Origin of the sequence: Streptomyces sp. NPDC088197 (assembly GCF_044741185.1) — a bacterium.
Lineage (GTDB): Bacteria > Actinomycetota > Actinomycetes > Streptomycetales > Streptomycetaceae > Actinacidiphila.
On the sequence record NZ_JBIUSD010000004.1, the window covers coordinates 465104 to 487383 of the forward strand.

A 22280-nucleotide genomic window follows, 5' to 3' on the forward strand; every position below is an offset into this window, starting at 1 on the left:
TCCTGTCCCGCGGCCTCAGGCAGAGGCGCGGACGATCAGCCGGGTCGGGGTGACGATGGACGACAGCGCCGGAACGGCGTCGGCGGCCAGCGCGGGCTCCAGGGCGCGCAGGAGGAGGCGGGCCATGAGGCGGCCCATTTCCTCGATGTCCTGGCGGACGGTGGTCAGGGGCGGGTCGGTCCATTCGGCGACGGAGACCATGTCGTCGAAGCCGACGACGGCGATGTCGTCGGGGACGCGGTGTCCTGAGGTGCGCAGGACGCGCAGGGCGCCGGAGGCCATGACGTCGGAGGCGGCGAAGACGGCGTCCAGGTCGGGGCAGCGCTGGAGGAGTTCGGCCATGGCGCGGGCGCCGCCTTCCGGGGTGAAGTCGCCCTCGGCGATCATCCGGGGGTCGGTCTCCGGCAGCACGTCACGGAACCCGTCCAGCCGGTCCACCGACGCCAGTTGGTCGAGCGGTCCCGCGATGTGGGCGATCCGGCGGCGGCCGATGCCCAGCAGGTGACGGACCGCGTCCCGCGCGCCGCCCCGGTTGTCGCAGTCCACGTACAGGGCGCGGCGGCCGGACTCCTGATCGGACCAGGTGGGACGGCCGCCGATGACGATCGGCACGTCTCCCCTGCTGGAGAGCACGGGCAGCGAACCGTCGGTGTGCAGCGAGAAGATCAGCGCGCCGTCGACGTGACCGCCCGCCAGATAGCGGCCGACCCGCTCGTAATCCGCGGCCCCCTCGGTCAGCAGCAGCACCAACTGGTTGTCCCGCGCGGTGAGTTCCTTGCTGATCCCGCGCACCTGCTGCGCGAAGAACGGGTCGGTGAAGAACCGCGTCTCCGGCTCGGCCACCACCACCGCGATGGCGTCATTGCGCCGCGTCACCAACGTACGCGCCGCTTGATTCGGCACATACCCCAACTCGTCCACGGCCTTGCGGACCCGCTCCACCAGCGGTCCCCGTACTCCCGCTCCCCCGTTGACCACCCGTGAGGCGGTGGCACGCGACACCCCGGCCCGCGCGGCGACGGCCTCCAGCGTAGGACGCGGCGCGAAGCTCGGGTCGGACAAGGGACGTCTCCTTCACGCGGGGCGGCGTGGCACGGAACAGGCACAGCGTAACGGGTTACACCCCTCCCGAGAGAGCGCTCTCCGAAGCGAATTCGGCCCGCTCCCGGATTCGGGGTGTTTGGCGGTGCGGGACCCGGGCACCCGAACCTTTGAGGCACCCCCCCGCCTCACAAGCCGATACGGCCGGCGGCATCCCCCCCGTCGTCCGGTCGTATCGGCTGGGCGCCCCTCGTGACCCGCTCAGGGTCCGCGCGCCGGGGTCTGCCGTCGGCAGGCCGGATACGTCGGCAGAAGTTACGGTGGGTGAAGGCCGCCCTGTCACTCCGGGCTCGTCGCCGCAGGTCAGGCGGCTCCACCGGGAATCATCCGCCGAGACACGCAAGGAAGTCGCGCACATGTCTGCTGTGCCCGCTCTCACGCTCAACAACGGCGTCGCCATCCCCCAACTCGGCTTCGGGACGTTCCAGATCCCGCCGAAGGACACCCGGGAGGCGGTCACCATCGCCCTGGAGATCGGCTACCGCCACATCGACACCGCCGAGATGTACGGCAACGAGAAGGAAGTCGGCCAGGCCGTCGGCGCATCGGGCCTGCCGCGCGAGGAGGTCTTCGTCACCAGCAAGCTCGACAACTCCTACCACGCGTACGGCGACGCCCTCACGGCCTTCGCCCGCTCGCTCGACGACCTGGACACGCCGTATCTGGACCTCTTCCTCATCCACTGGCCGAGGCCCGCGGTGGGCGACTTCACCGAGACCTGGCGGGCGCTGGAGGAGATCTACGCCTCGGGCCGCGCCAAGGCCATCGGGGTGTCCAACTTCCAGCCGCCGCACATCAGCCGCCTGCTCCAGAAGTGCACGGTCGTCCCCGCGGTCAACCAGATCGAGGTGCACCCGTACCTGGTGCAGGACGACGTACGGGCCTTCAACGCCGAGCACGAGATCGCGACCGAGGCGTGGTCCCCGATCGCCAAGGGCAACGTGCTCAAGGACCCGGTGCTGGTGGCCGCCGCGGAACGGCTGGGCCGCACACCCGCCCAGGTCACGCTCCGCTGGCACATCCAGCGCGGCGACATCGTCTTCCCGAAGTCGGTCACCCGCGCCCGCGTCGAGGAGAACTTCCGGCTCTTCGACTTCGAGCTGCCCGAGGCCGACATGGCCGCCATCACCGCACTCGACCGCGGTGAGCGCACGGGCCCCGACCCGGACACCTTCAACTGAGCCCGAGCCCGGACCGGGACCTGGACCGGGACCTGGACCTCAACCCGAGTCGTCCGATGTCCGGCGGCCGTCAGCGGACGGGCGTCAGCGGCCGAGCGCCTTGGACAGCTCCGCCTTCGTCATCGACGAGCGGCCCTTGATGTTCCGCTGCCTGGCCTCGTTGTAGAGCTGTTCCTTCGTCGGGCCCTGCGCGCCGGAGTGCGAGCGCAGGCCGCCGCGGCGGCCCGACGACATGTCGTGGGTGGAGCTGCGGCTCGCGGTGCGCGCCTCGCCGGAGCGTGCGCGCTCCTTGTTGACGGTGCGCGCCGCGATCTCCTTCGCCCGCTTCTCGGACCCGCCGCGGTCCTCGACGCTCTCCTTGATGTGCTCGTACTGGCGCTCGCGCTTGGCACTCGATCCCCTGGGCATGGCTCGCACCTCTCGGTCGTCGTCATCGCTGCGGCGGCGCCCGCGGGTCACGCGCGGCGCCCCTGTTCCCGCGCCTGCCCGGCACGTGCGGGCCTACACGGAAGCCCCCCTTCGCGCTCCATGGTCACCGCCCGCGGGAGCGCCCGCACGGCGGTGCGGCCCGTCCGGGCGTCACCCGGCCGCCCTGCTGGACATGCGAGGGGTGCTCCGTACTGCGAGGTTCGTCCACGAGGGCGTCTTCGTGGACGCCCCGGGACGGAGCGCCGGGCATGACGCAACCGATGTGGGCGAGGCCCGAGGGGGCCGAGCCGGTGGAGTGGCTGCCGGAACTGGACATGCCGGACCCGGGCCGCCAGCGGCGGCTGACGGTGCTGCTGCGCTGGCTGCTGCTGATCCCGCAGTTCATCGTCGTGTTCGTGCTCGGCGTCGGCGCGTTCTTCACCGTCATCGTCGGCTGGTTCGCCGCGCTGTTCACCGGGCACCTGCCCGAGGGCGTGGCCCGCTACCTCGGCGCGTTCCTGGCGTACGAGACGCGTGTGCACGCCAGCGCGATGCTGCTGGTCGACCGGTATCCGCCGTTCGCGCTGCGGCCCGCCGAGCACTATCCGGTGCGGATCGAGCTGCGGCCGGGGCCGCTGAACCGGCTCGCGGTGTTCTTCCGCATCATCTTGATGATCCCGGCCGGCATCGTGCAGGGCCTGGTGACCTCCGGCTGGTACGCGCTCGCCTTCATCATCTGGCTGATCACGCTCGTGCTCGGCCGCATGCCCCGGCCGCTGTTCGAGGCGAGCGCCGCGACGCTGCGCTACAGCATGCGGTTCAGCGCCTACGTGCTCCTGCTGACCTCCGCCTACCCCAAGCGGCTCTTCGGCGACGGCGACGCGCCTGGGGCCGTACCGGGCGCGGTGCGGCCGGGCATGCCGGGCGCCGTGCCGGGCGACACCTACGGGGCGGTGCCCGGAGCCGTTCCCGGCGCCCTCGCCTCCGCCACCCGGCCGCTGCTGATGAGCACCGCGGCGAAGGTCCTCGTCGGGGTCTTCCTGGCGGTCGGTCTCGCGGGCCACATCGTCGGCGACACCGTGACCGACTGGAACGGGAACAACGACGACAACGCCGCGGCGACAGCACCCGCCGCCGCGGCCGTCGTCGTCACCCCAACGGGCCGCTGACGCGGCTCAGTCGAACGGGTCGAGCGTGATCGACGCCTCCTGCGGGTCGCCGTCGTGGACCAGCGACTCGTGGTTGCCGACGTCGTCGAAGGCGAAGGCGTACGCGCTCCCGTCGGCCATCTGCTCGTGGATCTCGCGCGCGTACTGGTTGGTGTCCGCGTCCTGGTAGAAGCCGGACGCGTCCGCGTCGGGCTGCTCGGAGTTGGTCAGCAGCGTCGTGCGGTTGTAACCGGCGCACAGCGTACGGGAGATGGGGCCGCGCACCTGGTCGTTCGGTGCGTCCAGCAGCTTGTAGCAGCCGAAGACGCTGTCGGAGTCCGGCTTCTGGAAGCTGGTGACGACCGCGCCCGAGGAGTCGGTGAAGTTCATGACGTCACCGGAGACCCGGCCGAAGTACTTGGTGTCCGGCTGGTCGCCGAAGGGCGTGACCGTCAGGGTCGAGGAACTGTACTTGTCCCAGACCCGGTTGATGTAGTCGTCCATCACCGAGGCGGGCAGCGCACCGGACTCGATGCCGTGGCCGGGCGCGAGCGCGCGCAGGACGCTGCCGTCGGGCGCGGTCTCGACCAGGCCCGCCCAGCCGCCGGGCCGCGCCTTGAGGCCGTCGAAGAACCCGTTGTAGCCGCCGGGCTTGAGGTGTCCCGTGGTCTTCGTCGTCCCGTCCGCGGTCTTCACGCCGACCGCGTAGGGGGCGGAGAACATGTCGACCTGCGTGCTGTTGATCCACAGGCCCGAGTCGTTGAGCGTGTACTCGGTCCAGTTGAACAGGATGTCGTGGTTCGGGTCGTCCGGATTCTGCACGGCGGGCTGGACGAGGCCGCCGGTGGTCAGCTTGAAGACCAGCTTCTGGCCGTAGGAGAAGTACACCCGGCCGGAGAACTTGGGGAGCTTCAGGGTGAGCGACTGGCCGTCGGCGGGGCCCGCGATGGACGCGTCGGGCGCCTCGGTGGGGGGATTGCCGCCGGCCGGCCACGCGTGGAAGGCGCCGTCCGCGTCGGCCCAGCCCTGTTCTCCGGTGGCGAGGTTGGTGCCGATGTCGTAGACGTAGACCTGGTCGCCGCGGCCGGAGTTGTTGGTGAAGGTGAGCGGAATGGTGTCCGGCACCGAGGCCGAGGCGGTCGACGCGAGCCCCGCGGCGGTCAGTCCGCCGCCGATCAGCGTGGCCGCGGCCAGCGGTACGAACAGCTTCCGTTTGGTGATGTACACGCTCTGTACTCCTCATCAGTTGGGGCACCGCGGAGGACAGACGTCGCCGGACATCGCGGAATCCGTTCCTCCGCAGCGGTTCTGAGAGCGCTCTCACCCTGATGGGGAATGGTGTGCATGTCAATGACGCGACAGTGGACTTCCGCTGCTGACGGTAATCACCGCTGATCCGGGGCGGGTTGGGGAGACCGGAGGCCGCGGAATTCGCCGGAGCCGCGGATCACGAGACGGGTCAGCAGCACCACGGAGCGGGGTGCGGAGCGGTCGCCGCCGATCCGGGCGAAGAGCAGACTGGCCGCCGTGCCGCCGATGGCCACCGGGTCCTGGCTGACCACGGTCAGCGGCGGGCTGAGCCGTTCGGCGAGCGGCAGGTCGTCGAAGCCGACGATCGCCACCGGGGCCGGGTGGTCGAGGCCGTCGAGCACGCCCATGGTGATCAGGTCGTTGCTGGCGAACAGCGCGGTCGGCGGGTCCGGCAGGGCGCGCAGCCCGGCGAGCGCGCCGCGCGCCTCGCGGTGGGAGCGCAGTTCGTGCCGGACGAGGTCGGGGTCCTCGGGTATGCCGTGCGCGGCCAGCGCGTCGAGGTAGCCGAGGTGGCGCTCCCGCTGGGTCCAGATGCCGTAGCGGTCGCCCAGGTAGGCGATACGGGTGTGGCCGTGGCCGAGCAGGTGGCTGACCGCGCGTTCGGCGCCCGCGCGGTTGTCGACGGTGACGGTGTCCACGGCGAGGCCCTTGGCGGGCCGGTCCACGCAGACCACCTGGGTGCCGCCCTCCATGGGCTGCTTGAGGAAACCGTGGCCGCCGCTGGTCGGCACGATGATCAGGCCGTCCACCTGACGGGCGGTGAAGGCGGCGATGACCTCGCGTTCGCGCCGCGGTTCGTCGTTGGTGCTGCCGACGAGCACGACGTAGCCGCGGCGGTGCGCCTCGTCCTCGACCGAGCGGGCCATCAGCGCGTAGAAGGGGTTGGCGAGGTCGTCGACGACGAGCGCGATGGTGGAGGTGCCGAGGTTCTTCTGGCGCAGATTGCGCGCGTTGTCGTTGCGCTGGTAACCGAGCTTCCTGACCGCCCGCTCGACCCTGGCGGCGGTGTCCGGCGAGACGCCCGGCTCGCCCGAGACGACGCGGGAGACCGTCATGGGGCTCACCCCCGCGGTCCGGGCCACGTCCTTCATCGTCGGGCGCTTCACGGGCCTCCTCCTCGGCGTGCTTCGGGCCGACCGCCGTACGGGCTGGTGTCGATGATGTCAGGCCACGGCGCGGACAACCATCGTCCGTGGTGGAGCGCTTGGTAACGTTCACAAAATGTCAGGCCCTCGCGCGTTCGACCCGACGCATCGTCACGCCCCTTTCGCACGGACCTCGTCGGCGGCTCCGCACGGGCATCGTACGGCCGGAAACACCCGATGTCCCGGCCTGGTCCGCACCCTTGACATCCAGTCAGGTACACCTCAACAATTCGGTTCTGCTTGGTAACGTTCACATGCACTTCGCGCAGCCCCCCGTGCCCCGAGGCGGCCCGCAAGGACGACGGCGCGCCGCCTCCGCGAGAAGGTGGTCTCCTCCGTGCCCCCCACTCCGTTCCGCATCAGAACCGTCGGCGCCGCGAGCGCCCTGTTACTGGCCGCCTTCGGCGTCGGCGGCCTGGCCGCGGCCCCCGCGCACGCCGCGACGCTGCCGCTGACGCAGTACGCCGACCCGTTCGTCGGCACCGACGACAGCTCGGCTCCCAACCCCGTGCCGGGCGGCGCGGGCGGCAGTACGTATCCGGGTGCGGTGGTGCCCTTCGGCGGTGTGCAGTTCAGCCCCGACACCCCGACGGCCTCGCCCTCCGGCTACCGCTACTCCGACACCTCGATCGAGGACTTCAGCCTCACGCACTTCGACGGCGCGGGCTGCCCGAACAACGAGGACCTGCCGCTGATGCCGGTCACCGGCGCGGTCAGCACCTCACCGGGCACCAACTGGACCAGTTACGCGTCCGGTTACACCAAGGCGAACGAGTCGGCCGCTCCCGGCTACTACAAGAACCGGCTGGACAAGTACGCGACCAATGTCGAGCTGACGGCCACCACCCGTACCGGCATGGGGAAGCTGACCTACCCCTCGTCCACGTCGTCCCGGCTGCTGATCAACACCAGTCACAGCGCGACGGGCAACCGCAACGGCACGGTGAACGTCAACGGTTCCGAAGTGACCGGCAGCGTCACCGCGGGCGGCTTCTGCGGCTCCACGAAGACCTTCCAGATCTACTTCGACATCCGCTTCGACCGCGCCCCGACCGGGCACGGCACCTGGTCGGGCGGCACGGTCACCGACGGTTCATCCAGCGCGAGCGGCACCAACACCGGCGCGTACGTCACCTTCGACACGACCGGCAACGCGGCCGTGCAGTTCAAGGTCGGGCTGAGCTACGTGAGCGTGGCGAACGCACAGGCCAACGTGGTGGCGGAGAACAACGGCTGGGACTTCGGCGCGGTGCGCACGGCCGCCGACACCTCGTGGAACCAGATCCTCAACCGGGCGCAGGTCACCGGCGGCGCGACCGCCGACCTCAAGAAGTTCTACACCTCGCTCTACCACGTCTTCCAGAGCCCCAACGTCTCCAGTGACGTCAACGGCGACTACCGGGGCTTCGACGGCGCGGTGCACAATTCGACCCGGCCGGTCTACCAGAACTACTCGGGCTGGGACATCTACCGGTCCTGGGCGGCGCTGGTCGCGCTGATCGCGCCGACCGAGGCGAGCGACATCGCCAAGTCGATGGTCCTGGACGGGCAGCAGGGCGGTCTGCTGCCGAAGTGGTCGCAGCAGACCAACGAGGACTTCGTGATGACGGGCGATCCGGGTCCGATCATCGTCAGCAGTCTCTACGCCTTCGGGGCCAGGGACTTCGACACCGCGAGCGCGCTGTCGCTGATGGAGAAGGCGTCCAACGGCGGCACGATGCAGGGCTCGCCGATCCGCGGCAATCAGGGCACGTACACCAACCTGCACTATCTGCCCGGCGCGCCCTCGGACTCCCTCGAATACTCCGCGTCGGACTTCGCGGTCGCGCAGTTCGCCAAGGCGCTGGGGAACACGTCCAGTTACTCCACGCACATGACGCGCGCGCAGTGGTGGCGCAACACGTACAGCACCGAGTCCGGCTACACGCAGCCGCGCAACTCCGACGGGAGCTGGGCGTGGCCGCTGAATCCGGCCAGCCAGAACAACTTCACCGAGGGCAACGCGTCGCAGTACACCTGGATGGTGCCGTACGACTTCTCCGACCTGATCAACGACATGGGCGGCCGGCAGACCGCGGTGCAGCGCCTCGACCACCACTTCACGCAGGTCAACGCGGGCCAGAGCCTGCCGTACTACTACATCGGCAACGAGCCGGAGCACGGTGTGCCGTGGGCGTACAACTACGCGCGTGACCCCGCGGGCGCCTCGGACGCGGTGCGCAAGGTGATGACCGAGTCGTACACCACCGGTCCCGGCGGCCTGCCGGGCAACGACGACCTGGGCGCGACCTCGGCCTGGTACGTGTGGGCCGCGCTCGGGGTGTACCCGGCGACGCCCGGCGCGGACACACTGGCGATCCACGGCCCGCAGTTCCCGTCCGTGCTGCTCCAGCGGCCTGGCGGCAACATCACCATCAACTCCTCGGGCAGCGGCGGCTATGTGCAGGGCGTCAGCGTCAACGGGACGGCCACCAGCCACAATTACCTGCGCTACCCGGACGTGGCGGGCGGCGGGACGCTGAACTTCACCATGGTCGGTACGCCGAGCGCGAGTTGGGGAACGGGCGCGGGCGACGTCCCGCCGTCCTTCACCGACGGAGCGACCCCGGTGCCGGCCGCGCCCGAACTGGGCACGGACCTGGCCAAGGGCAAGCCGGTGACGGCCTCGGCGCCGTGCGCGACCGCGGAGTCCGGCGACAAGGCCGTGGACGGCACGCTGAAGGACAACAGCAAGTGGTGCTCCACGGTGGCCAATCCGTCCCTCCAGGTGGACCTCGGCTCGGTGCAGACCGTGTCGTCGTTCGTGCTCAAGCACGCCGGGCTCGGCGGGGAGAACACCGGCTGGAACACGGCCGCGTTCACCATCCAGACCAGTACCGACGGCGCCAACTGGACCACCGCGGCCACCGTCACGGGCTCGCGCTCCAGCCGTACCTACCACCCGGTCTCGGCGCGCCAGGCCCGCTATGTGAAGGTCGCCATCTCCTCGCCGGTCAACGACGCGGCCGGCTCGACCGTGGCCGCCAGGCTCTACGAACTGGAGGTGTACGGCGGCGGCCAGGCCGATCTCGCGCTCGGCCGCACCGCGACCGGCTCCGACGCGTGCGGCACCACCGAGACGCCCGACAAGGCGGTCAACGGCAGTTACACCGGCGGCAACAGCGACAAGTGGTGCTCGAAGGTGTCGGGCACCAAGACCCTCCAGGTCGACCTCGGCGCCTCGCACGCGCTGTCCTCGCTGACCGTCCGGCACGCCGGGGCGGGCGGTGAGGACCCGAGCTGGAACACCAAGGACTTCGACCTCGCCGTCTCCGCCGACGGCAGCACCTGGACCACCGTCGCCCAGGTCCGCGGCAACACCGCTGACTCCACGACCAACGCGGTGAGCGCCACGGCCCGTTATGTGCGGCTCAGCGTGATCACGCCGTCCCAGAACACCGATCCGGCGGCGCGGATCTACGAGTTGGAGGTGTACGGCAGTTAGGCGGCGCTCCCCCGGCCGCACGGGAACGGCGGCCACCCCTCGGTGCGAGGGGTGGCCGCCGTTCCGCGGACGGGCGGTGCGTGTCAGAGCACCAACTGGGCCTTGCCCAGCGCGATCACCCCCGCCGCGGAGACCGTGTACAGCTCGCGGTCGCGGTCCGGGTTGACGCCGATGGTGGCGCCCGGCGGCACGTCGACGTTCTTGTCGAGCACCGCGCCCCTGACGATGGCGCCGCGCCCGACCCGTACGTTGTCGTGCAGTACCGAGCCCTGGACGACGGCGCCGGTGTCCACGACCACGCCGGGCGACAGCACCGAGCGGGTGACCTGCCCGCGGATCTCACAGCCGGGGCTCACCACCGACTCGCCCACGATGCCGCCCGCGGCGATCTTGGCGGGCGGGAGCTGCCCGGAGTGGGTGTAGATGGGCCAGCGCCGGTTGTGCAGGCTGAAGGCGGGCTGGTCGGAGATCAGGTCCATGTGCGCGTCGTAGTACGCGTCCAGCGTGCCGACGTCGCGCCAGTAGCCGTGGTCGCGGGCGGTCTCGCCCGGCACGTGGTTGTTGTCGAAGTCGTAGACCTGGGCGACGCCCTGGTCGGTGAGCCGGGGCAGGATGCTGCCGCCCATGTCGTGGACGGACTGCGGGTCCTCCGCGTCCTCGTGCAGGGCGTCGATCAGGGTCTTCGTACTGAACAGGTAGTTGCCCATCGAGGCGAAGACATGCTGGGGGTCGCCGGGCAGCCCCGGCGGGTCGAGAGGTTTCTCCAGGAAGCGTTCCACTTGTATGCCGTCGGCGGCGGGCGAGATCACGCCGAAGCCCGCCGCGTCGGCTCTGGGCACCTTGATTCCCGCGACGGTGACGCCCGCGCCGTGCTCGATGTGCTGCGCCAGCATCTGCCGGGGGTCCATCCGGTACACATGGTCGGCGCCGAACACCGCGATGTAGTCCGGCTGTTCGTCGTGCACGAGATTGAGGGACTGAAGGATCGCGTCCGCGCTGCCGAGATACCAGCGCGGGCCGAGCCGCTGCTGTGCCGGTACCGGCGTCACGTAGTTGCCCAGCAGGCTGGACATCCGCCAGGTGGTGGTCACATGGCGGTCGAGCGAGTGGGACTTGTACTGCGTCAGCACGCAGATCCGCAGGATGTCCGCGTTCACCAGGTTCGACAGGACGAAATCGACCAGGCGGTACGTGCCGCCGAAGGTCACCGCTGGTTTGGCCCGGTCGGCGGTCAGCGGCATCAGCCGCTTTCCCGCGCCACCGGCCAGCACTATGCCCAGTACCGAAGGTCCTCCACGCATCGAGACCCCCCCTTGTCGTCTCTGCCGCTCATATCTGCTCCTCGTGCCGTTCTCGTGCCTGATCCCGGTCCCGTGTTCCGGCGTTCACCGGCTCACTCCGCCTACCGGCCCTGCGCCAGCACCGACGCGTACAGCTCCGCCGTACGCCGTGCCACGGTGTCCCAGCCGAATTCGCGCACCGCGCGGTCCCGGCCCGCCGCCCCCATCCGCTCCGCCTCGGCGCGGTCGCCGATCACCCGGTTGAGCGCCCGCGCGAGTCCCGCCTCGAACGCGGCGGGGTCCTCCTCGCGGTAGGGCACGAGCAGCCCGGTGACGCCGTCCTCGACGACCTCGGGGATGCCGCCGACCGCGGAGGCGACCACGGGTGTGCCGCAGCCCATCGCCTCCAGATTCACGATGCCCAGCGGCTCGTACACCGAAGGGCACGCGAACACCGCCGCGTGGGTGAGGAGTTGGACCACGGCGGGGCGTGGCAGCATCGCCGGGATCCAGTGCACGCCGTCGCGTACCGCGTTCAGCTCGTCGAAGAGCGCGCGGAATTCGCGGTCGAGCGCGGGGGTGTCCGGCGCTCCCGCGCACAGCACGAGCTGCGCGGACGGGTCGAGTTCGCGGGCGGCCCGCAGAAGATGGGGCACGCCCTTCTGCCGGGTGATCCGGCCGACGAAGAGCACGTAGGGGCGCTGCGGATCGATGCCGATCCGGCTGAGCACGTCGGTGCGCGGGTCGGGCCGGTAGGTGGCGGTGTCGATCCCGTTGCGGATGACGTGCACCCGGTCGGGGTCGAGCGCCGGATAGCAGCCCAGGATGTCGCCGCGCATGCCGTCGGAGACCGCGACCACCGCGTCGGCCGACTCCATCGCCGTGCGCTCGGCCCAGCTCGACAGGGCGTAGCCGCCGCCGAGCTGCTCCGCCTTCCAGGGCCGCAGCGGCTCCAGCGAGTGGGCGGTGAGCACGTGCGGTATGCCGTAGAGCAGCTTGCTCAGGTGGCCCGCGAGGTTGGCGTACCAGGTGTGCGAGTGGACGAGGTCGCGGCCCTGAAGACCGGCGGCCATGGCCAGGTCGACGGAGAAGGTGCGCAGCGCGTCGTTGGCGCCGTCGAGCGTGGACGGGGCGTGGTGCCGGGTCACCCCGGTGTCGGGGCTGTCCGCCCCGTCGCCCCAGCAGTGCACGGCGACATCCACCAATGAGCGCAGTTCACGGGCCAGGAACTCCACGTGGACCCCGGCTCCGCCGTATACATCCGGCGGATATTCCCGGGTCAACAGACCCACCTTCACCGAGACCTCCTGCCGTCGACAACCGTGTGCCCCTGTTGCCTTCCCCGGTTGGACGCGGCCTACCGCGCGGGAGCGTGACGTAATTCCGCCGCCCGCGCGGTCCGACGGCAGGTCGCACCCGCCGCGCGCGGTCCTAGCGGCGGCTGAGCGCGATCACCGGGATGACCCGGCTGGTCTTCTTCTGGTAGTCGGCGAAGCCGGGGAAACGGGACGCCTGCTCGGCGTACTTCTCGTCGCGCTCGGCGCCCTTGAGCTCCTCGGCGTGCACGGGGATGGTCTCGTCGCCGATCTCGATGTCGATGTCGGGGTGCGCGAGGAGGTTGAGGTACCAGGCGGGGTGGGTGTCGGCGCCGCCCTTCGAGGCGAACACCAGATAGCGGTCCCCGTCGGCCATGTACATCAGCGGGTTGACGCGCTCGATGCCGGTACGGGCGCCGCGGGTGTGCAGCAGCACCATCGGCGCGCCCTCGAAGGGGCCGCCGACCTTCCCGTGGTTGGCCCGGAACTCGGCCGTGATCCGGGCATTGAAGTCGTCGCCGTCGCTCATTCACCGCTCCTGACAGATGTGGTCAATACGGGTCCCACCGGTCACCTTAGCCAAGCGGCCGGCCCGTTCTCCGTATCCGCGAACGCGAGCCCCTGGCCCGGCATTCCCCCGAACGGGCGTGCGCCGCGCGGGCCTCGGACGGCGGTGCGGCCGTTCTGCGGGAAATCGTCCGGATCGCACTGGACCACGCGTCACACCGGTCACCCGCACCGCGTACGACGCAGGGGCACGCGCAGGCGGGCGTGCGCGGAACAGGTGCATCGTTTTCCCGCCAGATCCGGCGAGCCGCCCGGCCGACGTGCGCCGGGGCCGGCCGGGCCGCCCGCGTGCCGGGGGCGCAAGCACACGGCCCACCGGGCGATGGCCAATACAGCGGATCTGCCCAGGTGACGCGGAAAGTGGAATGACGCTTTACGGACGGCTGTCCGGAGCCGGACAGGGCACACGGAGGAGAGACCGCGCGTGATGACCAACAGCCGCTCCGCCGCACCCGTTCCGCTGCGCAGCGGGGCACGGTTGGCGCTGGCACTGGCGAGGGAAGAGATGATGCAGGACTACCACCGGTGGGAGACCGATCCGGCGACCGTCGTCGGATTCGGGGCCCGCTGGCCGGTGTCCTGGGAAGTCTTCCAGGCTCGTTTCCACAGTGGCCATACCTCCACCCACTACCAACTCTTCGAAGTGATCACCACGGACAGTGGCATTCCGGTCGGGACCACCGCGCTGAGCGTCGACCAGTCGGCCAACAGCGCCGAGTACACCCTTGTCATCGCCCCGGAGCACCGCGGCCTGGGCTACGCCGCCGAGGCCACCGCACTCACCCTCGACTGGGCTTTCACCATCGCGTCGCTGAGCGCGGTGTGGCTGGAGGTACTCGCTCCGCACACCGCCGCGGTGCACGCCTACCTCAAGGCCGGTTTCCGTGACGCCGGGCGGCTGCGCAGCGCCGCGCTGTGGCAGGGCAGGCGCGTCGACAAACTCCTGCTGGACTGCGTCCCCGGCGACCTGCCGGGGACCGAGCCGGACGAGAGGAGGTGATCCACGATGTCATGCTCCGACGTGAACTGCCGTAAAGGCGGGTGCACCACCGACCCCGACCGCACCGGGCGCGAAGGCGGTCAGAAGCGCGGGTGAGCGGCCATCGGCCGGGCGCCGCGGTGCGTGACGTACCGCGGCGCCACCGTATATACGGAAGTCTCCGTGCGTTCCCGGAGATGTCCCGCCGATGCCACCGGAGATGTCCCCACCGTTGTCCCCGGAGATGCCCCCGCCGCGCTATCCGGCGGCCAGGGTCGCCACGGACACCTCCCACAGCCGCCGCGCCGCCTCCGGGTCGAGGGCGTAGGCCGCGACGCCGTCGGGGGCGCCGGGCCGGTTCTCCGCCGCCTCGTCGCAGTCCTCGAAGTACCGGCCGCCGACGCCGTCGAGCAGCGGAGAGGCCGCGACCAGCACCGAGGTCGCCGCGCCCTGCTCCGGGGTCTTCCACCGGGGGAGGTCGGGGCCCCGCTCGGCGCGCAGCCGGTTCAGCTCCTCGTCGGACACGTAGCGCTGGAGCTTGGTCCTGATCCCGCCCGGCATCAGCGCGTTGACGGTGATGCCGTCACTCGCCCAGCGCTTGGTGGCCTCGACGGCGAACAGCACGTTGGCGGTCTTGGACTGGCCGTACGCGGACCAGGGCTCGTACGGCCGCTCGCGGAAGTGGATGTCGTCGAAGACGACGGGCGAGCGCAGATGGGCGCTGGAGCTGACCGCGGCCACGCGGGCGCCGCCCGCCGCGGCGAGCGCCGGGCGCAGGCCGGCGGCCAGGGCGAAGTGGCCCAGGTGGTTGGTGGCGAACTGCATCTCCCAGCCCTGCGGGGTGCGCATCTCGGGCGAGGCCATGATTCCGGCGTTGTTGACCAGCATGTGCAGCGGGCCCTGCCAGTCCGCGACGAAGGCGGCGACGGACGCCTGGTCGGCCAGGTCGAGCGGAGCGACCCGCACCTGCTCGTTCCCCGTGGTCCTCGTGATGTCCTCGGCGGTCCGCCGGCCTGCCTCCGCGTCCCGTACGGCCAGCGTCACCTCGGCCCCGGCGGCGGCCAGGGCGCGGGCGGTCTCGACACCGATGCCGGACGCGCCACCGGTCACGACGGCGCGGCGGCCGGTCAGATCGATGGCCGCCAGCACGTCGGCGGCGGTGGACTCCCTGGTGAAGGGGGTGGTGATGAGGGGGTTTGACGTCATGATCCGTGCGTCTCCTCGGTAGCGCGGAGGGCATGGCACTGCCGGTACGATAAAAACCGGAGGATCCTCCGCTCAGATCCACCGTAAGCGGAGGAACCTCCGCTTGCAAATTCGCCGGGCCCCCGTGCCCCGACGATCCGCGTCCCACCGAGGAGAGACACCGTGCCGGGCACCTCACCCCGCCCCCTGCGCGCCGACGCGCAGCGCAATCGCGACCGGCTGCTGGCCGCCGCCGTGCGCGCGTTCGCCCACGACGGGCCCGAGGTGACGCTCGAGGCCATCGCCAAGGACGCGGGGGTCGGCATCGGCACGCTCTACCGGAACTTCCCGACCCGCGAGGCGCTGGTCGAGGCCGCGTACCGCAACGAGCTGACCCGGCTGTGCGACGCCGCGCCCCGGCTGCTCACCGCCGCTCCCCCCGACGTGGCGGCGCGCGCCTGGATGGACCACTTCATCGACTACATGACGACCAAGCGCGGCATGGCCGACGCGCTGCGCGCCGTGATCGCGTCCGGCGGCGACCCCTTCGCGCACAGCCGTGAGGCGCTGCTCGGCGCGGTCGGCACCCTGCTGCGGGCGGGCGCGGAGGCCGGGACGCTGCGGGCGGACGCCGACCCCGAAGACGTGCTCGTCGGGCTCGGCGGGGTGGCGCTGTCGGCGGCCGGTCCGGAGCGCAGGGCGCAGGCGGGACGTCTGCTGGACCTGCTCATGGACGGATTGCGCTACCGTGCGGGGCAGTAGTCGCGGCGCGCGGCCGGAGACGGGACGCGCGACGGGACCCGGCAGAACACGGACGAGGACGCGAAACAGGCCGCCGCTCGGACCCGTTCGGGGTCCGGAAAAATTGCTCGAAAAAAAGTTGGCATAGGACGTTCGACAGCGGGCAAGCGGCTTGTGGACAGTCTTACCGAGGCGAGGCGATGACGTGACCACACAGGTTCAGCAGTCGGACAGCGCGTACGAAACGGCGACGCTTGAGGCATCACCGCGATCCGAGGGCGGCTTGATTGGTGAACTTCCGCGGATCGACGACGCCACGGCGGTGGCCCCCAAGGACGCGCGGGCGCTGTCGAAGCTCTTCTTCGACCGGCTCCAGGCCGTCGAGGAGGGCACCCGTGAATACCAGTACGCCCGCAACACGCTGATCGAGATGAACCTCTCGTTGGTGCACTTCGCCGCCGGGCGCTACCGCAACCGGCCGGCCACCGACATGGAGGAGATCGTCCAGGTCGGCACGATCGGCCTGATCAAGGCCATCGACCGGTTCGACCTGTCGCGGGAGAACGAGTTCACCACCTTCGCCATCCCGTACATCGTCGGCGAGATGAAGCGGTTCTTCCGCGACACCTCCTGGGCCGTGCACGTGCCGCGCCGCCTCCAGGAACTGCGCGTCGAACTGAGCAAGGCCAAGGAAGCGCTCGCGCTGGTGCTGGACCGCGACCCGACGGTGGCCGAGCTGGCCGCGCACCTCGACCTGACCGAGGAAGAGGTCATCGAGGGCCTGGTCGCCGCCAACGGCTACACCGCGGGCTCGCTGGACACGCCGTACAACGACGGTGAGAGCGGCGGTGACGGCGAGGGCCGCACGCTGGCCGACACCTTCGGCGAGTGCGACTACGCGATGGACCTCATCGAGAACTTCCAGAGCCTGGCCCCGCTGATCGCCAAGCTCCCCGAGCGCGACCGGCAGATCCTCCAGATGCGCTTCGGCGAGGAGATGACGCAGGCGCAGATCGGCGAGGAGCTGGGCTACTCGCAAATGCACGTGTCGCGGCTGCTGAGCCGCACCATCGCCGGCCTGCGCGCGGGCCTGATGACGCAGAAGTAGGCAGCCGGAAGCAGGCAGCGAGCACGACGAACGGCTGAGGGGCCTCCCGGACCGGGAGGCCCCTCAGCCGTTCACGCCCGCCCGTACCGCTCCCCCGTCGATTGCGCGACACGTGAAGTGTGTGACGGACAGTGAACGGGGAATGCGAGGGGTAGTTGACGATTGCGGGATGAGGGATCCGGATGACGGATGACGAAGGGGTGCGGTCCATGACCATTGCCAGTGACAGCCAGTCGGTGTCGGACGAACTGCGCGACCGGGCGGGCGCGTTCGTGAACAGCCATGTCGACATGTGGGTGACGGTGGAGGACGACGGGGTGCTGATCCTCGCCGGTGGCGACGCCGCGGAGCTCTTCCAGGCCGCCACGGACTGGCTGCGCGAGGGGCCCTCCTACACGGTCGCCTCGGTCGGCTGGGCGCGCCAGGAGACGGAGCCCGCTTACGCGTTGCGACTGGTCCTTCGGCAGCCGGTGGGCGGCGAGGCCGTGTGACCGGTGCCCGTCCGCGGCCCCGTGGCCGGAAGGCCGGGGGTCGCGGACGGGCCGGTGTGCGCCGCGGGGGCGTCCGGGACTACGAGACGTCCGCGCGGTCGACGGCGATGTTGTTCCCGGTGCTGTGCGCGTTGCGCGCGCCGGTGTTGGTGATGGTCAGGGTGTGGCTCCCGGACGGGAGCGCGGGGCTGGTCCACACGGTGCCCGAGGCGTTGCGGGCGGCCGCGTAGTTGTCGACGCTGACGGGTGAACCGCCGTCGACCGAGAGCGACATGATGCCCTGGTCGGTGTCGCGGACGGCGTGCAGGGCGACGGTGCTCCCGTGGAAGTGGAAGGTCGCCGAGGCGCCCGCGGTGAACGTCCAGTTGGCGGTCTGCTGGTACATGTCGGTGATGCCGTTGGCGACGCCCCAGTTGGCGCCGTACTGGAAGTAGTTGGCGTCGCCGGAGTTGGTGGCGGTGCCGTCCACGACGGTCGTCACCGGGTCGACGGGTCCGGTGGAGCCGTTGCCCGCGGTCAGGGTGACCGTGTAGGCGTCGGTGCCGCTGGTGAGGGTGACGGGGACGCGCAGGGTGTTGCCGTCTGGGGTGAGGTCGGAGTCCAGGACGGTGGCGGGCGCGCCGAGCGGGGACTGGTCGGGGATGCGTTGGATCTTGGCGTGCACCTTGCCGTTGCCGCCGCGCAGCCAGGAGGCGGCGGACAGATTCTGGAAGGTGACCGTGGTGGTGCCGCCCTGGCCCGAGTTGTTGCCGATCAGCGCGAGGACCTGGTGGGCGGTGGTGTCCGCGCCCGCGGCGACGGCGATACCGCCGCTGCCCGTGGTGCCCAGCAGGTGGCCGCCGATCCGCGCGTACGCCTGGTAGACCCACCACTGGCCGGTCGGCTGGCCGCCGACGAGCAGGGAGTCGAGCGTCCCGGCCCCGCAGCAGTCGGTCCAGATCGCGTGCGCGGCGGACGCGACGCCCGAGGCGGAGAGCCGGTCGAGGAACCAGGCGGTGTAGGCGGCGTTCTGCTGCTGCGAGAACAGGTACTCGTTGATGGTCAGCGGGAGCGGGGCGATGCCGTGCGCGGACAGCAGGGCGCGGGCGTCGGCGGCGTCGGCCGCGGGGTCGTTGCCGAAATGCCAGTTGACGACGGTCGGCAGGGTGTTGTCGGCCTTGGTACGGCCGAGGAAGTCGTCGAGCCAGCCGTGGTTGTAGCCGCTGTAGGAGGGGCCGACGATCTGCGCGGAGGGCGCCAGGCGGCGGATCTCGCGCACCGCCGTGTCCCACATCTGGTAGTACTGCGCGCTGTTGACACCGCGCTGCCAGAAGCCGGTGCCGTCCGGCTCGTTCCAGATGTCGTAGCTGACGGGCACCCCGGACGCCTGGACGTCGGCGACGAGCCGGTCGATGAAGGCCGCCCAGTTGGAGCAGTCGCCGTTGTCGCAGGGGTAGACGGTGTTCGACGGCTGGGTGGTGTCGGCGCCCCAGACGTCGGAGACCAGCAGGTGGTAGGTGGCGCGGTAGGGCGCGGCGGTGACGCGGCGGGCCTGGGACAGCGCGGAGTCGACGCGTATCCGGTAGCCGGAGCCCGCGGTGTAGCCGTCGCCCAGCCAGCCGCCGCCCGCGATCCGGGCGCCGCCGCCGCGGAAGAGGGTGGGCTTGAGGGGTTGGAGCAGGCTGTCGGCGGGCCCCGAGCCGTCCTGGCTGAGGCCGTAGAGGAAGCCGGAGCCGGCCTGGTTGGGCACCGCGCCCTGGTTGCCGAGGTCGACGGAGACGGTGGTGTCGGCCGCGGCGGCCGGGGACGGGCCGAGGGTGGCGCAGGCCAGGACGGCGGCGCCCAGCGCCGCCGCCGCCAGTGCGGTGGCGCGCCACCGGGGTCGTGCCGTGGACGGGTTCATCTGTCCTCCTTGACAGGTGGGGTGGGGGGTACGTCAGCAGGTGGGCCGAGCGGTTCGGCGCGGTCGCGCACGAACAGCGGTACGGCGTCGAGCGGGGCGGGGACGGTGACCCACCGGCCGCCCGCGTACCGCGTCGGTGTCGGCGTCATGGGGTGGTCCGGGGTCCCGGCGCCTTCGAGGTGCGTCCAGTCGGCGCCCGCGGGGAGGTAGACGCGGCGCTCACGGGCGCCGGGGCGTGTGACCGGAGCCACCAACAGGTCGTGTCCGCACAGGAATTGGTCGTCCACCGACCAGGCGGTGGCGTCGTCGGGGAATGCGAGCAGCAGCGGGCGGAGCAGCGGCAGCCCGTCCTCGCGGCCCGCGTCCAACTGGGCGTGCAGGTAGGGGCGCAGCCGCTCGCGCAGGGCCAGCGCGCCGGTCATCGCGCGCTCGGCGACCGCGCCGTAGGACCAGATCTCGTTGGGCCCGCCGCCGGTGCCGATCGGGCCGTGGAAGACGCGCGGCTCGCGGTGGCCGTGCAGCCGCAGCAGCGGGCAGAACACGGCGAATTGGAACCAGCGGACCATCAGCTCGCGGTAGTCCTCGTCGTCCGGGTCGCCGCCGTGGAAGCCGCCGATGTCGGTGGTCCACCACGGGATGCCGCTCATGGCGACGTTGAGCCCGGCCCTGATGGAGTCGGCGAGCGCGTCGAAGGTCGCGGGGATGTCGCCGGACCAGAGCGCGACGCCGTACCGCTGCGAGCCCGCCCACGCGGATCTGACCAGCGACAGGATCTCCGTCTCGCCCTGCTCGGCGAGGTGTTCGTACACACCGCGGGCGTGTTCGCGCGGGTAGAGGTTGGCGACCTCGCTGCCGGGGCCCGCCGCGTAGCTGAGATTGTGCGGGTGTCCGGGGCGCATCTCCGGTTCGCAGGCGTCCAGCCAGAAGGCGCGGACGCCGAGCTTGTAGTAGTGCTCCTGGAGCCGGTCCCACAGGGCGGCGCGGGCGGCGGGGTCGGTGGCGTCGTAGAAGGCGACGCCGATGCCCTCGGCCGCGTCCTCGGTGTCCGGCCAGTCGCCGTGCGAGGTCACGCCGTTGTACGTGGCGACGAGCTGGCCCGCGTCCCGCAGCGCCGCGTAGCCGGTGGACAGCGGGCTGACCGACGGCCAGACGGAGACGGCCAATTCGACGCCGAGCGCGCGCAGTTCCTCGACCATGGCGCGCGGGTCCGGCCAGTCGCGGCGGTCGAAGTCCCAGTCGCCGAGATTGCGCCAGTGCAGGTAGTCGACGACGATCACCGACAGGGGCAGGCCGCGGCGGGCGTATTCGCGGGCGACGGCGAGGAGTTCGTCCTGGTCGCGGTAGCGGAGCTTGCTCTGCCACAGTCCGGAGGCCCAGCGCGGGAAGGCGGGGGCGTGTCCGGTGGCGGCGGCGTAGTGGCCGAGGACGTCGGCGGGGGTGCGGCCCGCGGTGAGCCAGTAGTCGAGCTGCTGGGCGCGGTCGGCGACCCAGCGGGTGCCGTTGGCGGCGAATTCCACCCGGCCGACCGCCGGGCTGTTCCACAGGAAGCCGTAGCCTCGGCTGGACACGGCGAAGGGGACGGTCACCTCGCCGTTGCGCTGCTGGAGTTCGAGGACCGTGCCCTTCTGGTCGAAGCGGCCGTGGCCGTGCTGGCCGAGGCCGTGGATCCGTTCGTCGTCGTACGCGGCGAAGCGCTGCTCGATCCGGTACTTGCCGCCGCCCGCCGACTCGAAGTGCCGTGCTCCCGGCCACCAGAAGTGCGGCGGCTCCTCGCGCAGCAACTCCGCGCCGGTGTCGGCGCGTACGGCCGTGAGCAGTCCGTCGGAGGCGGCGACGGTGATCCGCAGCAGGCCGTTGGTCAAGGTGGCGTGCGTGTCGTGGACGTCGATCTCGCACGCGGAGGGTGCGGGCGCGGTCTCCAGCGCGCCGGGCAGGCCGTCGGTGACGCGGTGGACACCGGCCCGCACGCGGACGCTGTCGGGTCCCCACGGCTGGATCTCCAGCACGTGGTGGCCGTGACGCCACCGCAGGCGGTTCGGGGAGCGGGTGAACGCGGACGGCAAGGTCTCTCCTCGGTGGTCGGGGTCGCGGGCGGCCGGGGTCGCGGCCGGTCGTGGTCGCGGGGCCGGGCGGGGCAAGGCTGTTGGGGGTCAGTCCTTGACGGCGCCGCTGGTCACGCCCGCCGCCACGTAGCGCTGGGCGATGACGAGCAGCACCGCGGCCGGGAGCGAGGCGATGATCCCGGTGGCCATCACGCTGTTCCAGTCGCTGAGATGGGCGCCGATGAAGCGGTAGATGCCGACGGTGACGGGCGCCCGGTCGTCCTGGGTGGTGAGGGTGACGGCGAACAGGAAGTCGGCCCACGCGAAGAGGAAGGAGAACAGGCTCGCGGTGACCACGGCGTTCCTGCTGACCGGCAGGATCACCGACAGCAGGGTGCGCAGCCGTGACGCGCCGTCGAGTTCCGCCGCCTCGCTCAGTTCCGCGGGCACACCGCGCATGGCGGTGCTCAGGATGAGTGCCGCGAAGGGCACGCACAATGTGGAGTCGGCCAGGATCAGCGCCAGCGGCGAATTCAGCAACTGGAGCTTGTTGGCCATCGTGTAGAGCGAGTTGGCCATCACCACGCCGGGGATCATCTGCGCCACCAGGAAGGCGAAGGTGAGCATCCGGCCGCCGGGCGCCCGCAGTTGGGCCAGACCGTACGCGGCGGGCACCGCGATCAGCAGCACCACCAGGACGGTCCCGGCCGACACCCCGAGGCTGACCAGGAGGTGGCCGCCCTGGCTGGACAGCGCCCTGCGGTAGCCCTGGAGCGTGCCGTGCAGCGGGAACCAGGTCGGGGAGCTCTTCACCAGATCGGTCGAGGGCAGCAGCGACGCGTTGAGCATCCAGTACAGCGGGAAGAGCATCACCGCGAGGATCAGCAGCGCGATCACGGTGTTCAGCGGGC

At 71.1% G+C, this 22280-nt stretch carries 18 protein-coding genes; 7 read left to right on the plus strand and 11 right to left on the minus strand.

Features of this window, described 5'->3' with window-relative positions:
• Window positions 1-15 precede the first annotated feature (15 nt).
• On the minus strand, window positions 16-1062 hold the full coding sequence (locus ACIOC1_RS14130; RefSeq protein ID WP_401854199.1) for a LacI family DNA-binding transcriptional regulator: 1047 nt from the start codon (window positions 1060-1062) through the stop codon (window positions 16-18).
• A 395-nt stretch (window positions 1063-1457) separates the two neighbouring features.
• On the opposite strand from ACIOC1_RS14130, the gene ACIOC1_RS14135 reads away from it, so the two are divergent.
• Window positions 1458-2282 (plus strand): aldo/keto reductase, encoded by an 825-nt coding sequence (locus ACIOC1_RS14135; protein ID WP_401854201.1) that lies wholly within the window; start codon window positions 1458-1460, stop codon window positions 2280-2282.
• An 84-nt stretch (window positions 2283-2366) separates the two neighbouring features.
• On the opposite strand, the gene ACIOC1_RS14140 is transcribed toward ACIOC1_RS14135, so the two are convergent.
• The gene (locus ACIOC1_RS14140; RefSeq protein WP_355345913.1) at window positions 2367-2690 is read right to left on the minus strand and encodes a plasmid stabilization protein; all 324 of its coding nucleotides are present in this window, start codon (window positions 2688-2690) and stop codon (window positions 2367-2369) included.
• A gap of 269 nt (window positions 2691-2959) precedes the next feature.
• On the opposite strand from ACIOC1_RS14140, the gene ACIOC1_RS14145 reads away from it, so the two are divergent.
• Window positions 2960-3859: a DUF4389 domain-containing protein gene (locus tag ACIOC1_RS14145; protein WP_401854204.1), complete on the plus strand. Its 900-nt coding sequence runs from the start codon at window positions 2960-2962 to the stop codon at window positions 3857-3859.
• A gap of 6 nt (window positions 3860-3865) precedes the next feature.
• Here ACIOC1_RS14145 and ACIOC1_RS14150 read toward each other — a convergent pair whose 3' ends face one another.
• Entirely contained in the window at window positions 3866-5065 is a 1200-nt protein-coding gene (locus tag ACIOC1_RS14150) for a beta-1,3-glucanase family protein (RefSeq protein WP_391162165.1), read from the minus strand.
• Between the two features lie 158 nt (window positions 5066-5223).
• Window positions 5224-6255, minus strand: a complete 1032-nt coding sequence (locus tag ACIOC1_RS14155) for a LacI family DNA-binding transcriptional regulator (RefSeq protein WP_401854206.1) — start codon at window positions 6253-6255, stop codon at window positions 5224-5226.
• Between the two features lie 376 nt (window positions 6256-6631).
• On the opposite strand from ACIOC1_RS14155, the gene ACIOC1_RS14160 reads away from it, so the two are divergent.
• Window positions 6632-9778, plus strand: coding sequence for a GH92 family glycosyl hydrolase (locus ACIOC1_RS14160; protein WP_401854209.1), 3147 nt, complete (start codon window positions 6632-6634; stop codon window positions 9776-9778).
• Between the two features lie 83 nt (window positions 9779-9861).
• Here ACIOC1_RS14160 and glgC read toward each other — a convergent pair whose 3' ends face one another.
• From glgC to ACIOC1_RS14175, 3 genes are all read right to left on the minus strand, one after another.
• Window positions 9862-11079 (minus strand): glucose-1-phosphate adenylyltransferase, encoded by a 1218-nt coding sequence (glgC, locus tag ACIOC1_RS14165; RefSeq protein WP_355345901.1) that lies wholly within the window; start codon window positions 11077-11079, stop codon window positions 9862-9864.
• 101 nt (window positions 11080-11180) lie between these two features.
• Window positions 11181-12356 carry a glycogen synthase gene (gene glgA / locus ACIOC1_RS14170; RefSeq protein WP_391045618.1) on the minus strand — a complete coding sequence of 392 codons (1176 nt, stop codon included), beginning with the start codon at window positions 12354-12356 and terminating at the stop codon, window positions 11181-11183.
• A gap of 133 nt (window positions 12357-12489) precedes the next feature.
• Window positions 12490-12903 carry a nitroreductase family deazaflavin-dependent oxidoreductase gene (locus ACIOC1_RS14175; RefSeq protein ID WP_355345895.1) on the minus strand — a complete coding sequence of 138 codons (414 nt, stop codon included), beginning with the start codon at window positions 12901-12903 and terminating at the stop codon, window positions 12490-12492.
• A 465-nt stretch (window positions 12904-13368) separates the two neighbouring features.
• Here ACIOC1_RS14175 and ACIOC1_RS14180 point away from each other — a divergent pair, with 465 nt between their 5' ends.
• Complete coding sequence (locus tag ACIOC1_RS14180; RefSeq protein WP_391052393.1) at window positions 13369-13941, plus strand: GNAT family N-acetyltransferase; 573 nt, start codon at window positions 13369-13371, stop codon at window positions 13939-13941.
• Between the two features lie 237 nt (window positions 13942-14178).
• Here ACIOC1_RS14180 and ACIOC1_RS14185 read toward each other — a convergent pair whose 3' ends face one another.
• Window positions 14179-15126 carry an SDR family NAD(P)-dependent oxidoreductase gene (locus ACIOC1_RS14185; protein ID WP_401854212.1) on the minus strand — a complete coding sequence of 316 codons (948 nt, stop codon included), beginning with the start codon at window positions 15124-15126 and terminating at the stop codon, window positions 14179-14181.
• 162 nt (window positions 15127-15288) lie between these two features.
• Between ACIOC1_RS14185 and ACIOC1_RS14190 the strand changes: the two genes are divergently transcribed.
• The 3 genes from ACIOC1_RS14190 to ACIOC1_RS14200 all read left to right on the plus strand — a co-directional run bounded on the left by ACIOC1_RS14190 (window position 15289) and on the right by ACIOC1_RS14200 (window position 17445).
• Entirely contained in the window at window positions 15289-15867 is a 579-nt protein-coding gene (locus ACIOC1_RS14190) for a helix-turn-helix domain-containing protein (RefSeq protein ID WP_355345886.1), read from the plus strand.
• A 184-nt stretch (window positions 15868-16051) separates the two neighbouring features.
• Complete coding sequence (locus tag ACIOC1_RS14195; RefSeq protein ID WP_391052386.1) at window positions 16052-16954, plus strand: SigB/SigF/SigG family RNA polymerase sigma factor; 903 nt, start codon at window positions 16052-16054, stop codon at window positions 16952-16954.
• Window positions 16955-17163: 209 nt separating this feature from the next.
• Entirely contained in the window at window positions 17164-17445 is a 282-nt protein-coding gene (locus tag ACIOC1_RS14200; protein WP_355345883.1) for a hypothetical protein, read from the plus strand.
• Between the two features lie 79 nt (window positions 17446-17524).
• Here the strand turns inward: ACIOC1_RS14200 and ACIOC1_RS14205 are convergent, their stop codons facing one another.
• The 3 genes from ACIOC1_RS14205 to ACIOC1_RS14215 form a co-directional block, all read right to left on the minus strand.
• The gene (locus ACIOC1_RS14205; protein ID WP_401854216.1) at window positions 17525-19327 is read right to left on the minus strand and encodes a beta-xylosidase; all 1803 of its coding nucleotides are present in this window, start codon (window positions 19325-19327) and stop codon (window positions 17525-17527) included.
• Window positions 19324-21390, minus strand: coding sequence for a TIM-barrel domain-containing protein (locus ACIOC1_RS14210; protein WP_401854218.1), 2067 nt, complete (start codon window positions 21388-21390; stop codon window positions 19324-19326). The genes ACIOC1_RS14205 and ACIOC1_RS14210 overlap by 4 nt, the downstream gene beginning before the upstream one ends.
• An 87-nt stretch (window positions 21391-21477) precedes the next feature.
• On the minus strand, window positions 21478-22239 hold the full coding sequence (locus tag ACIOC1_RS14215) for an ABC transporter permease subunit (protein WP_391052400.1): 762 nt from the start codon (window positions 22237-22239) through the stop codon (window positions 21478-21480).
• Between the last annotated feature and the right edge of the window lie 41 nt (window positions 22240-22280).